We start from the raw sequence: 13,958 nt of genomic DNA on the forward strand, positions 1-13,958 counted from the left end.
CCCCTCTGGGACCGCCACCCGGGTTGAGGCCGCCACCCGGTCTGGGACGGCGCCCTGATCCGAGACGCCTCCGATCCGAGGACTGGTCCCGAACGGGACGGCTCGGGTCAGCCGACGGCGGTCACCGGGTGTACTGGGCCGGTGCCGCCGGCGAAACCGCTGAGGTTGGCCATCGTCACCTCGGCGATGCGGGTGAGGGCGTCCACAGTGAAGAAGCCCTGATGGCCGGTCACCAGTACGTTCGGAAAGGTGAGCAGCCGCGCGAACACGTCGTCGTCAAACGCTCCGTGCTCGGAGCGGTCCTCGAAGAACAGCGCGCTCTCCTCCTCGTAGACGTCGATGCCGAGTGCGCCGATCCGACCCTTCTTGAGGGCCGCGATGACCGCGCCGGTGTCGAGCAGCGCGCCGCGACTGGTGTTGATCACCATCACGCCCTGTTTCGTCCGCGCCAGCGCGGCGGAGTCCAGGAGGTGGTGGGTGTCCTGGGTGAGCGGGCAGTGCAGCGAGATGATGTCCGCGTCGGCCAGCAGCCGGTCGAGGTCGACGTACTCGGCTCCCAGCTCGGCGCAGACCGGGTTCACCCGGAGGTCGTGCGCGAGCACGCGGCACCCGAAGCCGGTCATGATGCGGGTGAAGACCGTGCCGATCTCGCCGGTGCCGACCACACCGACGGTGCGGCCGTGCAGGTCGAAGCCGAGCAGGCCGGTCAGCGCGAAGTTGTACTCCCGGACCCGGTTGTAGGCCCGGCACAGGTGCCGGTTCAGGGCCAGGATGAGCGCGACCGCGTGTTCCGCCACCGCGTGCGGGCTGTAGGCGGGAACCCGCGCGACGGTGATACCGACCGCCCCGGCACGGGCGAGGTCCACGTTGTCATAGCCGGCCGACCGCAGCACGACCAGCCGGATTCCGCCCGCGGCCAGCGCGTCGAGCACCGGGGCCGAGACGTCGTCCTCGACGAACACGCAGACCGCGTCGAACCCCCGAGCGAGGCCGGCTGTCCGAGCGGTGAGTCGGTGTTCGAGAAAGTCCAGGTCGATGCCCGCCGGCCGGGCCGCGCCGAGGAAACGGCGGTCGTAGTCCTTGGCCGAGAAGACCGCCACCCGCACCTGGCATCCCGCCTTTGTCCACCCGCCGCCACAGCTTCCTTCGTCCGCAGCGAACCCTAGTCCAGGCGGGTTCGGCCAACTCGACGGCGGCGGCTGTGCGGCGGGTGGCGACCCGGTGACGGGTCAGCGGGACGGGCCGGCGGACGGTCCGTGACGGGCGAGATGGGAGTGCTCACCCGCTGGCGGCTACCGGCCACCGAGCCTGCCCTACGACGACCCGGTAGCTCCCTTTAATAGATGAACTGCTTGCCACCCTTCATCACGAACGGCACCCGCCGGAACACGTTGATGTCCTCCAGCGGGTTGCCCGCCACGCCGATGATGTCCGCGAGCAGGCCCTCGGCCAGGCGCCCGCGGTCGGTGACGTCGATCAGGTCCGCGCCCACGATCGTCGCCGCCTGGATCGCCTGCAGCGGGGTCATCCCGCGGTCGACCAGCGCGACCAGCTCCAGGGCGTTCTTCCCGTGCGGGATCGCCGGCGCGTCACTGCCGACCGCGATCTTCACCCCGGCCTCGATCGCGTTGCGGATCGAGATCTTGGCCTTCGGGAAGATGAGCGCCGCCTTGGCCTGGATCTCCGGCTCCGCGCTCTGCAGCACCGGCATGCCGTCGATCAGCGCCTGCGTCGCGACGACCCAGGTGCCCTCCTTGACCAGCAGGTTGATCGTGTCATCGTCGATCATGAAGGCGTGCTCGATGCAGTCGACGCCGCACTCGACCATCTGGCGGACGGCGACCGAGCCGTGGGTGTGCGCCGCGACCCGCAGCCCACGCCGGTGCGCCTCGTCGGTGATCGCCCGCACCTCCTCGTCGGAGTAGTGCCGGGCGCCGGATGGTCCCGAGTGGGACATCGCCCCACCGGAACCGCACATCTTGATGACCTCGGCGCCGTGCTTGATCTGGTGGCGGACCGCCTTGCGGACCTCCTCCACCCCGTTCGCCAGGCCCTCCTCGACGCTCAGCTGCAGAATGTGCGGCGCGAACTTGCCGAACATCGTCGGGTCGAGGTGGCCACCGGTCGGCGTGATGGCGTGGCCGGCGGGGACGATGCGCGGGCCGTCGATCCAGCCGACATCGATCGCGTTCTTCAGCGCCACGTCGAGCAGGTAGCCGCCGGTCTTGCAGAACAGGCCCAGGTTGCGGACCGTGGTGAAGCCGGCCCGCAGGGTGCGGCGGGCGTTCTGGGTGGCCCGCATCATCCGGGTCGGCGGGTCGTCCCGCGTCTGGCTGGTGAGCTGGTGCTCGCCAGGCCCGCCCATCAGCAGGTTGAGCTCCATGTCCATCAGGCCGGGCAGCAGGGTCAGGTCACCGAGGTCCAGGACCTCGCCCTCCGGCCTGCCGCCGAGGCCGACGATCCGCTCGCCCTCGATCTTCACGATCCCGGGCCGGATGATCTCCCCGGTGTCGACATCGAGCAGGCCAGCGGCCTTGAGCGTCAACATCGCGTCCTCCTCGTCGCAGTGCCTCGTCGTCGCGGTGCTGCCTCGTCGCAGCGCCGTCGCGCCTCGTCGCCGGCCGATCCGCGGCCGCGCCACAGCGCCACAGCGCCACCGCCAGCAGAAACCAGGTTCTCAGCTTGAGAGCATCAGATTTTCACACCTTGGCACCGGACGAAAGTCCTACCTCGGCGGGGCGCCCGGCCACCCGGGCAGCAGCGCCGCCCGAGCGCCCCGTCGCCGGCGGTCACCGGGCCACCCGGGCCCGGCCCGTCACCGGGTCGCCCCGGTTCCGGCGGTACTGCCCGGTCCGCGGCGAGTCGGCCGCTTCCCGGTCCGCGGCGAGTCAGGGCTTCGTGAAGTCCATCCGCAGGCGGGTCAGCTTCTGCGACCTGATCCGCCAGGCTCCGTCGGCCTTCTCGTACGTCTCGTGGTAGTGCCCGAAGCCGATCAGCTCGGAGCCGTCCGGGAAGCGGATGCGGTCCTCCATCGCCCAGATGCCGGTCGCCGTGGACGGCGCGGTCACCGCGATCTCCGGGGTGTGGCAGTGGTGCACGGTCACACTCTCCGACAGCGCCGGCCGCAGGAACTCCAGGAACGCGTCGGCACCGGTGATGACGTCACCGCCGGAGTCGGTCGAGTCCAGCACCGCGTCGTCGGTGAACAGCGCGCGGAACTCGTCCCAGCTCTTCGTGTCGAGCAATCGGCAGTACCGGGCCTTGAGCTGCCTGATCTGTTCGATGTCGTCCATGGGCACCTCTCCGTCGGGGGGGCACAGGCCACGGAGAGCCGTCGGATCGCCTCCCCTGGCCGCGCCGGGCACCGAGCAGGATCGCCCATCACGGACATGGGCGCACGAACTGGCCCGGCCCATCGGCGCCGGGCACGGTCGGCCCTGGCACCATCGCAGCATCCGCAGCTTCGCGGGACGGCGACGCGGACGGAGGCCAGGTCAGGGAGGGACGATGCGGTTACTGCTCGTGGAGGACGACGCGCCGCTGGCCGACGCGGTCGCGCGCGGCCTGCGGCGGGAGCGTTTCGCCGTCGACGTGGTCCATGACGGCGAGGGCGCGCTCGACCGGATCGCGCTCGTCGACTACGAGATCGTGGTTCTCGACCGCAACCTCCCCGGTCTGCCCGGCGACACCGTCTGCGAGCGGATCGTGGGTGAGCGGCGGCCGGCGCGCATCCTCATGCTGACGGCGTCGGACGACGTCTCCGAGCGGGTCGAGGGGCTCATGCTCGGGGCGGATGACTATCTCCCGAAGCCGTTCGACATGCGGGAGCTGGTGGCGCGGATCCGGGCACTCGGCCGACGCGCCCACCGTGCCGCACCACCGGTGCTGCGATGGCGGGACATCACCCTGGACTCCGCCCGGCGAACAGCTCTGCGCGGGGACCGCGACCTGCGGCTGACGAACCGCGAGTTCGCACTGCTCGAGACGCTGATGCTCGCCGACGGCGCCGTGCTCAGCGCGGAGCAGCTGATGGAGAGCGTGTGGGACGACCGGCTCGACGCGTTCAGCAACGCGGTCCGCGTCACCATCCTGACCCTGCGCCGGAAACTCGGGGATCCGCCCGTCGTCATGACCATTCCGGCAGCGGGGTACCACCTCTCATGACGTTCAGAATTCGTATCACCGTCATGATCTCGATCGCGCTGGTCGTCGCCGGATCCTTCACGTTGGTGGTCAACACGATCGTACTGAGAAACGTCAGGTATCCGTCGGTGTACTCGTTCAACAGTTCCCTGCTGGAGGAACTGAACATTTCGCGGCCCACCGTGGTCGAGTACATTCGCCAGCATCCCGAGGACCTTTTCGCCTCCCGGTTCGACGAACAGCCCCTGCCGGATGGCCGGACCGTCGGTGACGTGGGCCGCGCGATCCAACAGCGCCCGCTCGACGAGGCACTCTCGAGCGCGCGGCGCTGGTCGTTCGTGGGCCTGCTGGTGGTGCTCGTCGGCGCGGTGGGGGCGGCCTGGGCGCTGGCCGGCGGCATCCTGCGGCCGATCCGGACGATGACCGCCCGCGCCCGGTCGGCATCCGCGTCGGACCTCGGGGACAGGGTGGCGGCCACCGGCCCGAACGACGAGATCAAGGAGCTGGCCGACACCTTCGACGCGATGCTCGACCGGCTCGCGGTCGCGTTCGACGCGCAACGCCGGTTCGCCTCCCAGGTCGCCCATGAGCTGCGCACACCGCTGGCCACCAGCAGGACCGAGATCGCGATGCTGCTCGACGACACGGCCGACCCCGACGTCACCGCCCGGCTGCGGGCCGTCTCCGACGCCGTCGACCGCGGCGAACGGCTCGTGTCACGGCTGCTCGTGCTCTCCCGCACCGACCCGCAGGCGCTGGAGACGTCACGGTTCGCGCTCGACGAGCTGGTCGGCAACGTCCTGGGCCGGGTCGTGGAGGGGCCGGCCTTCTCCCGGCTGCGCCTGGACGTCGACCTGCACAGCGCGGCCGTCGAATGCGACCGTGCGCTGCTGGAAAGCCTCGTGCGCAACCTGCTCGACAACAGCGCGCGGCACAACCGGCCCGACGGCTGGGTCCGGGTCAGCGTCGGCACAGCGCACAGCGCACAGCGCACTGACTCCCGCATCGGCGCGGCCGCCCCCGATACCGGCACCGGCACCGGCGGTCCCGACTCCGCCGTCGTGTGCCTTCGCATCGCCAACTCGGTCGCCGCACCCACCCAGGACGGCGAACCCACCCTGGACGGCGAACCCACCCTGGACGACGAGCCCGGGCTGGACGACGAACCCACCCTGGACGCCGAACCCACCCTGGACGGCGCAAGCACGCCGGTTGCCCTCCCCGCCGTGGAGCCGGCTGCCGCGCCCGGGCCGGCGGGTACGGGGCTGTCCATCGTCAACGCGGTCCTGCAGGCACACGGCGGGACCATCACCTGGAGCCGCGGCCCCGGCGAGGTGACGGCACTCGTCCGGCTCCCGTCCGCTGCCAGCGCCCGGCCGTCCACCCTCGCCATGGCCGGCCACGCGGCGAGCGGCGAGCTAACGCCCAGCTAACGCGGCGCTCGGTAGGTTTCCGCCGATTCCGTCCAGTAGTCCTGCCAGACCGGCTGGAGGACGGCGGGGGCCGTACCACTCGCGTTGGCGACATCGGAGTCCGTGGGCCATCCCCGCCGTGACTCCCCGGGTGCGCAGGGCGTTATCTCCAGGGAGCGCACCGATGCCGAAAGCGACGTCCATATCACCGGGACCACGAAGGCGATGGTCGCGGTGGTTACCACTGGGGCTGGCCGCGATCCTGCTGGCCGTTCCAGCCTGCTCGGATTCGAAGCCGGACCAGCCGGGAAAACCGGCCGCCACCGGGAACGCGACCGGCGGGATTCCCGCTCCGCCCAGGGCCGAGCCGATTTCGGTACGCGAACTGCCGCTTCCACCGGTCGCGCCCAGCGATGATCCGGGCGCCTGCACGGCAGCCGTGAACCCGCATCACACGGGCTGTCTCTCCGGGCGCGGCGGCTTCCAGTCCGGCGGCTATCTGCCGGACGGGAAGAGCGTCACCGCCCGGGTCACCTTCGCCGGCGCGCCCGCCGCGCCCGATCCCGCCAGCGTCTACAGCGGCGGCCAGCTGATCATCGTGCGGACGGACGGGAAGACCTTCGCGGGCGGTGACGCCTGGAAATGCCTCACCTGCGGTGTGCCGGCGGCGAACGCGGTGAGCACCAACCAGGCGATGGACTACCCGCAGCCCTTCCGCGACGGAAAGCGCGTGCTGTTCGGCACCAACATCCTCGACTGCGGGGAGCATCCGCTCGCCGACGAGGCGTGCACCCCGGCCGAGACCCACATCTACCCGATCCGGTGGGAGAACACCGCGGACGGCTCCGGCAAGGGCGGCAGCCTGCGCGAGCTGCGCATCCACCCGGACGACGTCCACCTCGGGTTCAGCAGCTTCACGATCGGCAACGGCCGGTTCGGTCAGTTCGCCTACCTGGGGCGGCTGGAGTTCGACCCGGCCCCGACCACCGGCACACCGCTGGCGCCGCGCTACGACGTCGTCAACGTGACCCGGCTTTTCGACCCGGCCGACACGCAGCCGATGTCCGTCGACGCCTCGGACCCGGCCGCGCTGGTCTACGACCGCGACGCGCTGTCCGTCGGCGAGCTGCGCGGTTTCAGCGCCGACGGGAAGGAGGTCACCTACATCGGGTATCCCGAGGAGTCGTCCAACATCGATGTCTTCGCCGCCGACCTGACCACGGGCAAGGTACGCCGCCTGACCGCGAACCCGGAGTACGTCGACCCGGTCGACCTCTCCCCCGACGGTAACTGGACGGTCGCGATGGACACCCGCGGCTCCGACCGGCAGATGTTCCTGGCGGCCATGCGGGACGTCCCCCCGATCACCGACATGGTCACCACCAGCGCGACCTCGTCGACCCGCAACAACGGGATGCGGCGGTTCTTCCAGCCGATCCTCATCGACCGCTACGGCGACCGCGGCGACTACCAGGGCCAGCGGATCAACGCCGCGGGCGACGGCAGCCCGGGCAGCGTCAACGACCCGAACTGGAACGGCATGGCCGACCCGAGGTGGTCACCCGACGGCACGGCCATCGTCTACTGGCAGGCGCTGGCCACCTCCCCCGCCTGCGGCGGCGAGAACCCGCTGCCGTGCGAGACGTCCACCGCGCAGGGCGGCCGCACGTACCGGATGATGATCGCCGAGCTGACCAGCCGCGAACCCGCGCCGGCACCGAAGGTGGCGCCGATCCCGGACGACGTCCCGTGGGGCGTGAAGTACGTCCCGGGCAGCGCGATCCCGAGCCGGCCGCACGTGCCGGCGGGCACCTACACCGTCACCGGCGCCAGGGGCGGCTCGGCGAAGGTCGAGGTCACCGAGAGCGCCGACAAGGTCGCGGTCGAGACCGTCGCCGTGGCCTACACCGACTTCACCGACGACGGTGTCAGCACCCTCAACGGCACCGAGAAGGTGACGGTGACCGTGCCGGCACTGACGACGTCGAAGGTCGACTGGTTCTCCGACCTGACCCAGACCGTCCGGGCGAAGGACGGGACCACGACGACGAACACGAAGAAGAGCAGCCCGGACGGGTTCCACCTGACGATCGACGTCCTGACCAACATCTTCGAGGCGACCGGCACCCTGACGACCACCATCGACGGCAAGGCCTACCGGCAGCCGGCGAACCGCACGTAGCCGGCGGCCCCACCACGAGGCGCGGCGGCGGGCCTCTCCCCCGCCGTCGCGCCGGTGGGCGGCCGGTACGCCACGGCACCGGCGCGCCGCCGGCCGGGTCACCGACCGCGGCGACGGCGGCGACGGCGCGCCGTGGTGCCCGATCACGGCAAGATCAGACCGGCGGCGTCGGCACCGGCCCGGCAGGCATGGCGCTCGCATACGATCTACCGGGCGAGCCGTCGGTCGGAGCGGGCTGGTCGCGTGCTCCGGAACAGACGGCCGACCGGCGCCTCGACGCCGCCACCGCGGGGGCTGACAACAGCCGGTCCGGGGCCATCGGTCTCGCGCCGAGGACCTCTCCCCGCGCCTGCACACCTGATTTTCCTTTCGCCAGGCTCCACCAGGCATCACCAGGACGAAGGGAAAGACGTGGAGAACTTCTTTCGTCGTCGTGTGCTCGCGCCCGCCGTCACCACCCTCGTCGCGGCGTTCTCGGGGTCCGTGAGCACCGCTCCCGCACAGGCCGCGACGCCTGACCGGTACGTGGCCCTCGGGGACTCCTACTCCTCGGGCAGTGGAGCGGGAAGCAGCGATCTCGACGCCGACTGCGCCCGCAGCACCTATTCCTACCCCTATCTCGTCGCCAGTCAGCGGCCCGGCACCGAGCTCACCCTCGCCGCGTGTGGCGGGGCGGTCACCTCGGACGTGACCGACTCACAGGTGAACGCCCTCACCCCGGAGACGAAGTACGTCACCATCACCATCGGCGGAAACGACATCGGGTTCGGCGACCTGGTGCGCAGCTGCACGCTTTCCGACTGCACGTCCACGGTCGACACCTCGAACGCACGGATCACCGGCGAACTTCCGGCGAAGCTCGACACCACGTTCGCAGCCATCAGGTCGAAGGCGCCGTCCGCCACCGTCGTCGTGCTCGGATATCCACGGCCGTTCGCGGACCGTACGTGCTCCGCGGCGCCCGGGGTGACCGTTGCGAAGCAGGCCGCCCTCAACAACCTGGTGGACAACCTCGACGCAGTCCTGGCGGACCGGGCCCAGGCCGCCGGGTTCGTCTACGGAAACCCGAATCCCGCCTGGGCCGGGCACGATGTATGCGCCAGCACGCCTTTCACCAACGGTCTGGTGATTTCGGCCCTCGGCGAGTCCTACCACCCCACCCGTGCGGGCTACGCCAGCGGCTACACCCCGCTGGTCCGTTCCCTCATCGGCTGAGCACAGCCGCAGCGGACCCGCTCCCCAGCCTGGAGCCAGGCATACCAGACATTTACTGCCACTCCACATCAAGCTAAGAATTCGGCCGGATCGGTCACCACCGAAACACCGCTGCGGGCGGCCGTCGATTTACCCTCACCCACCACTTCGCCCTGGTTTCCTTTGACCACATTCCTTACACTCGGAACACTGGCAACGCGACCATTTCCCATGGCCAGCAGATATTCGGACGGCGTGTCGGCCCACCGGCACGCCTCATTTCGTCCGCATGCAAAGGGAGCCTGCGATGGAATCGCGTCATGTTGCGCACGAGGACCATGAGGACCACGTGGCCGAATTCGGGCCGGCGGCGGAGCCCGCGGCAGCCCCGCGGGCCAGGAAGACGTCGCGCCGGTCGGTGCTCGCCGCCGCGGCGGCCGGCCTCGCGGGTTGGACACCGCTGTCCCGGATCTCCGCCGCCGCCGCGGCGACCCCGACCCCGCCGAACTTCCCCGCCGCGATACCGCTTTACCGGCAGGCCTACGAGAACTGGTCCGGCGAGATCGCCGTCGATGACGTGTGGACCGCGGCACCGGCCTCCCCGGCGGACGTCGTCACGATCGCCAACTGGGCCCATGCCAACGGCTACCGCATCCGCGCCCGGGGCAGCGGCCACAACTGGTCGCCGCTGACCCTGCCCGCCGGCTCGCAGGGAGCCGGTGTCGTCCTCGTGGACACCACCGAGCATCTCACCGCCGTCACCGTCGCCGCCGGTTCCCCCGCCACTGTGCGCACCCAGACCGGTGTGACCATGGAAACCCTGCTCACCCGGCTGGAGACCGCCGGCTACGGCCTGACCGCCACCCCCGCGCCCGGAGATCTGACCGTCGGCGGCGTGCTGGCCATCGGTGGCCATGGCACAGCCATTCCGGCCACCGGCGAGACCCCGGTGCCGGGCACGACCTACGGCTCGCTGAGCAATCTGATCGTCTCGTTCACCGCGGTCGTCTGGGATTCGTCGGCGAACGCGTACGCGCTGCGCACCTTCAGCCGCTCCGAGGCGGCGTCGAAGGCGTTCCTCACCCACCTTGGCCGGGCGTTCCTCACCGAGGTCGTGCTGCAGGTCGGCGCCAACCAGCGGTTACGCTGCCAGAGCTGGTTCGACATTCCGTGGACGCAGCTGTTCGCCGCTCCCGGCTCCGGGGCGACGCGGACGTTCGCCAGCTACGCGGAGAGCGCCGGCCGGGTCGAGGCCATCTGGTTCCCGTTCACCGACAATCCGTGGCTCAAGGTCTGGAGCCGCAGCCCGTCCCGGCCGCTGCTTTCCCGTACGGTGAACAGCCCGTACAACTACGGGTTCTCCGACAACCTGCCGAAGCAGGCCACCGACCTGATCGCGCAGATCATCGCCGGAAACGGGTCACTCACGCCGACGTTCGGGCAGACCCAGATCGCGCTCGTCGGCACCGGCCTCATCACGACCGCGACCTATGACATCTGGGGCTGGTCGAAGAACCTGCTGTTGTACGTGCGCCCGACGACGCTGCGGGTCACCGCGAACGGCTACGCCATTCTCACCAGCCGCGCGAACATCCAGCGGGTGGTCAACGAGTTCTGCACGTACTACCGGTCCCGGCTCACGGCCTACCAGGATCAGGGGCGTTATCCCATGAACGGCCCGGTGGAGATCCGGGTCACCGGGCTGGACGCCACCGGCGATGTCGGGGTCACCTCGGCCGGTTCACCACAGCTGTCCGCGGTCCGGCCACGGCCGGACCACTCCGACTGGGATGTGGCTGTCTGGCTCGACATTCTCACGGTGCCCGGCACGCCGTACTCAAACCAGTTCTTCCGCGAGGTCGAGGCCTGGATCTTCGGCAACTTCAGCGGGAACTACGCCGCCGTGCGCCCCGAATGGTCGAAGGGCTGGGCCTACACCACCACGGCCGCCTGGGCCGACGGCCCGACGATCGGCACGGCCATCCCCAACGCCTACCGCGCCGGCCAGCCCGCCGCCGACAACTGGGACACCGCCCGCAGCACGCTCAACTCCTTCGACCCACACCGCATCTTCACCACCCCCCTGCTCGACGCCCTCGTCCCATAGCGGGAAGACGCCGGCCGTGCGGTAGGGAGCCAGCCGTGCGATCCGGCCGTCGGCCGCACGGTGCGGCGTACTCAGCCGTGCGGTGCGACGAACAGGGTGTGCAGCGTCTGGCCGAACGTTCCTTTCACGTCTCCGAGCACGGTCGTGGTGGTGCCGCCGCCGGCGTTGTCGACCATGGTCGTCGCGCGCATGCTGATCCACTCGCCCTCGGGCTGGCGCAGCAGGCTGGCGACGAGGTCGACGTTCGTGAACAGGTGGGTTCGGGGGTCGAGCACGGCGCTCACCCCGCTGCCCGCGTCGGCGAGGAGCATCGTCAGCTGGGTCGGGCTGATGGTCTCCCCGGCCACCAGCGAGACCTGCGGACGAGCCCAGACCGTGCACGGGCCGGGTTCGACGACGTGCCCGTCCACGGGGCGCCAGTCCACGGCGGCGATGTAGCCGCGGGCGAGGAACCGGGCGATGTCACTGTCCGGGATGGCCGAAGGCACCGTCTCGGGTGCCGGCAGGGGCTCGAGCTGGGTGATGCCGAGATCCGGCACGGTTCCCGGGGCGACCCGTCGCCACCAGGCCTGGGCGCTCGCCCAGGTCCGCTCACCGTCGCCCACCTCGGCCCGCAGCAGCGCCACCTTCCGGCCGGGCCGAACCACTGCCGCCTTGACCTGGACGTCCCCGACGGGGACGGGTGCCAGGAAGTCGACCGCGATCCTGGCCAGGTGGCCGCCCACCAGGCCGGCCTCGTCCGCTGCCTGTTCGAGGGCCCGGGTGAGCACGGCGCTGGTCGCCCCGCCGTGCTGCTGCCGCTCCGACCAGGGGCCATGGCTCGTGGGGGTCGCGCGCAGGACCGCCGCGTCGGCGGAGCCGGCGCCGGCTCCGGCGGGCACCGTGCCGACGGGGAGGAAGAAGGCCTGGTCCGACGTGTTCACGGATCACCTCGATAGCCCCGTCCGTCCGATGAGGACGAAGCAGATTCTAGGACAGTTGTCCTAGAGCTTGTCGAGGACGCCTGTCCTAGTCAAGCTGGAGCGGCGCCAGTGCGCCGCCGGGCACCCGCGAGAGGCGACGGATCGTCGGCGTCGACCAGGCCCAGCCAGCCGCACGCTCGCGGACCGGAGAGGACGGAACGGATGGCAGACCGCACGGGGAAGCCGGTCGGCAGCGGCGGCGCACCTCCCGCCGGCCGCCGGGACACCAGGGCGCGGATGGTCGTGGCGGCGGCGGAGCTGTTCCGCGAACGCGGCTACGACGGCACCGGGTGCCGGGATGTCGTGGCCCGCGCCCACGCCGCCCGTGGTGCGATCTACCACCACTTCCCCGGCGGCAAGACCCAGATCGGGGTGGACGCCGCGCGCTGGGCTGGTGACCGGGTCGCACAGCGCATCGAGGCCGCCTGCGCCGACGCCGCGCCCGGCGACGCCGTCCGCGCCGTGCTCGACCTCGCCGAGCAGATCCTGATCGGCGGCGGTGGGCCGGCCGGGTGCCCGGTGGCCGCGGTCGCCCTGAGCGCCGAGGACACCGACGGCATGCTGCGCGCTGTCGCCAACGACGCCTTCGACCGGTGGCGGGCGGCGATCGCCGGCTGCCTCACCAGCGATGGGGTGGACGCCGCGCGTGCCGTCCGCTTCGCCGCGATGACCGTGGCGGCGGTCGAGGGCGCGGTCCTGCTCTGCCGGGCCGCCGGCGGCATCGAGCCCTACCGGGACGTGCGCGCAGGCATCCTCGATCACCTCGACCACCTGCTCGGCACGGTCACTCCGAACGCCGCCCCGTAGCTCGGCGGAATCGCCGAGCGGGGTCGGAAGGCGACCAACTCCAACAACCGTCACTTCCCGATCGGCACGGTGAAATTTTCACCAGAGGGATTGCGCCCTGTTGATCAACGGCGAAAGCTCGTCGACATGGACTACCGAGTACTTGGCCGCACCGGCGTGCGGGTCTCCCCGCTCTGCCTGGGCGCGATGATGTTCGGCGCCTGGGGCAACCAGGACCATGACGATTCCACAAAGATCATCCACCGGGCGCTGGACGCCGGGGTCAACTTCATCGACACCGCCGACATCTACTCGAACGGCGAGTCGGAGCAGATCGTCGGCAAGGCACTCGCCGGTCGCCGCGACGACGTGGTGCTCGCGACCAAGCTGTTCATGCCGATGGGGCCGGACACCAACCAGCGCGGGCTGTCGCGGCGCTGGATCGTCACCGAGGTGGAGAACAGCCTGCGGCGCCTCGGCACCGACTGGATCGACCTCTACCAGGTGCACCGCCCCGACCCGTCGACCGACATCGACGAGACGCTCAGCGCGCTGACCGACCTGGTCCGCGCCGGCAAGATCCGCTACTTCGGCAGCTCGACGTTCCCCGCGCACGAGGTCGTCGAGGCGCAGTGGGTCGCCGAGCGCCGCAACCGCGAGCGGTTCGTCACCGAGCAGCCGCCGTACTCGCTGCTGGTGCGCGGCATCGAGGCCGACCTGCTGCCGGTGGCGCAGCGGTACGGGCTCGGGGTGCTGCCGTGGAGCCCGCTCGCCGGCGGCTTCCTCTCCGGGCGCCACACCCGCGACGGCGGTGAGGTCACCAGCACGCGGACAGCGCGGGTGCCGGGCCGGTTCGATCTGTCCGTCCCGGCGAACCAGCGCAAGGTCGAGGCCGCGATCGCCTTCGGGGACCTCGCCGCCGAGGTCGGCATCAGCCTGATCGAGTTGGCGCTGGCGTTCGTGCTGCGCCATCCGGCGGTGACCTCGGCGATCATCGGCCCGCGCACGATGGATCACCTGGAAAGCCAGCTCACCGCGGCCGACATCACCCTGGACACCGCGACCCTGGACCGGATCGACGAGATCGTCCCGCCCGGCGTCAACGTCAACCCGGAGGACGCCGGCTACGTCCCGCCGGCCCTCGCCGACTCCGCGCTGCGCCGCCGCTGACC

11 protein-coding genes are annotated in these 13,958 nt (G+C 70.9%); 7 read left to right on the plus strand and 4 right to left on the minus strand.

The annotated features are described in order from the left end of the window. Positions 1–107: 107 nt before the first annotated feature. From ACG83_RS19680 to ACG83_RS19690, 3 genes are all read right to left on the minus strand, one after another. Positions 108–1,106: a 2-hydroxyacid dehydrogenase gene (locus ACG83_RS19680; protein ID WP_054567665.1), complete on the minus strand. Its 999-nt coding sequence runs from the start codon at positions 1,104–1,106 to the stop codon at positions 108–110. 230 nt (positions 1,107–1,336) lie between these two features. Then, positions 1,337–2,548, minus strand: a complete 1,212-nt coding sequence (locus tag ACG83_RS19685) for an amidohydrolase family protein (RefSeq protein WP_054567927.1) — start codon at positions 2,546–2,548, stop codon at positions 1,337–1,339. 340 nt (positions 2,549–2,888) lie between these two features. Further along, positions 2,889–3,293: a nuclear transport factor 2 family protein gene (locus ACG83_RS19690; protein WP_054567666.1), complete on the minus strand. Its 405-nt coding sequence runs from the start codon at positions 3,291–3,293 to the stop codon at positions 2,889–2,891. A gap of 214 nt (positions 3,294–3,507) precedes the next feature. Between ACG83_RS19690 and ACG83_RS19695 the strand changes: the two genes are divergently transcribed. The 5 genes from ACG83_RS19695 to ACG83_RS19715 all read left to right on the plus strand — a co-directional run bounded on the left by ACG83_RS19695 (position 3,508) and on the right by ACG83_RS19715 (position 11,038). Continuing rightward, positions 3,508–4,164: a response regulator transcription factor gene (locus tag ACG83_RS19695; RefSeq protein WP_054567667.1), complete on the plus strand. Its 657-nt coding sequence runs from the start codon at positions 3,508–3,510 to the stop codon at positions 4,162–4,164. Then, complete coding sequence (locus ACG83_RS19700; RefSeq protein WP_054567668.1) at positions 4,161–5,576, plus strand: HAMP domain-containing sensor histidine kinase; 1,416 nt, start codon at positions 4,161–4,163, stop codon at positions 5,574–5,576. The genes ACG83_RS19695 and ACG83_RS19700 overlap by 4 nt, the downstream gene beginning before the upstream one ends. 163 nt (positions 5,577–5,739) lie before the next feature. After that, positions 5,740–7,737: a hypothetical protein gene (locus ACG83_RS19705; RefSeq protein ID WP_054567669.1), complete on the plus strand. Its 1,998-nt coding sequence runs from the start codon at positions 5,740–5,742 to the stop codon at positions 7,735–7,737. 411 nt (positions 7,738–8,148) lie between these two features. Beyond that, positions 8,149–8,952: an SGNH/GDSL hydrolase family protein gene (locus ACG83_RS19710; RefSeq protein ID WP_063793133.1), complete on the plus strand. Its 804-nt coding sequence runs from the start codon at positions 8,149–8,151 to the stop codon at positions 8,950–8,952. 286 nt (positions 8,953–9,238) lie between these two features. Beyond that, complete coding sequence (locus ACG83_RS19715; protein WP_083473383.1) at positions 9,239–11,038, plus strand: cholesterol oxidase substrate-binding domain-containing protein; 1,800 nt, start codon at positions 9,239–9,241, stop codon at positions 11,036–11,038. Positions 11,039–11,109: 71 nt separating this feature from the next. Here the strand turns inward: ACG83_RS19715 and ACG83_RS19720 are convergent, their stop codons facing one another. Next, positions 11,110–11,961: a thioesterase family protein gene (locus ACG83_RS19720; RefSeq protein ID WP_054567672.1), complete on the minus strand. Its 852-nt coding sequence runs from the start codon at positions 11,959–11,961 to the stop codon at positions 11,110–11,112. 201 nt (positions 11,962–12,162) lie between these two features. Between ACG83_RS19720 and ACG83_RS19725 the strand changes: the two genes are divergently transcribed. Continuing rightward, on the plus strand, positions 12,163–12,807 hold the full coding sequence (locus ACG83_RS19725; protein ID WP_054567673.1) for a TetR/AcrR family transcriptional regulator: 645 nt from the start codon (positions 12,163–12,165) through the stop codon (positions 12,805–12,807). 126 nt (positions 12,808–12,933) lie between these two features. Continuing rightward, complete coding sequence (locus ACG83_RS19730; RefSeq protein ID WP_054567674.1) at positions 12,934–13,956, plus strand: aldo/keto reductase; 1,023 nt, start codon at positions 12,934–12,936, stop codon at positions 13,954–13,956. Positions 13,957–13,958 lie beyond the last annotated feature (2 nt).

The organism is Frankia sp. R43 (assembly GCF_001306465.1).
Classification (GTDB): Bacteria; Actinomycetota; Actinomycetes; order Frankiales; family Frankiaceae; genus Parafrankia; species Parafrankia irregularis.

Coding starts and splice junctions, on each gene's coding strand:
- ACG83_RS19685 (WP_054567927.1), bottom strand. CDS start 2,548: ATGTTGACGCTCAAGGCCGCTGGCCTGCTCGATGTCGACACCGGGGAG.
- ACG83_RS19690 (WP_054567666.1), bottom strand. CDS start 3,293: ATGGACGACATCGAACAGATCAGGCAGCTCAAGGCCCGGTACTGCCGA.
- ACG83_RS19695 (WP_054567667.1), top strand. CDS start 3,508: ATGCGGTTACTGCTCGTGGAGGACGACGCGCCGCTGGCCGACGCGGTC.
- ACG83_RS19700 (WP_054567668.1), top strand. CDS start 4,161: ATGACGTTCAGAATTCGTATCACCGTCATGATCTCGATCGCGCTGGTC.
- ACG83_RS19705 (WP_054567669.1), top strand. CDS start 5,740: ATGCCGAAAGCGACGTCCATATCACCGGGACCACGAAGGCGATGGTCG.
- ACG83_RS19715 (WP_083473383.1), top strand. CDS start 9,239: ATGGAATCGCGTCATGTTGCGCACGAGGACCATGAGGACCACGTGGCC.
- ACG83_RS19725 (WP_054567673.1), top strand. CDS start 12,163: ATGGCAGACCGCACGGGGAAGCCGGTCGGCAGCGGCGGCGCACCTCCC.
- ACG83_RS19730 (WP_054567674.1), top strand. CDS start 12,934: ATGGACTACCGAGTACTTGGCCGCACCGGCGTGCGGGTCTCCCCGCTC.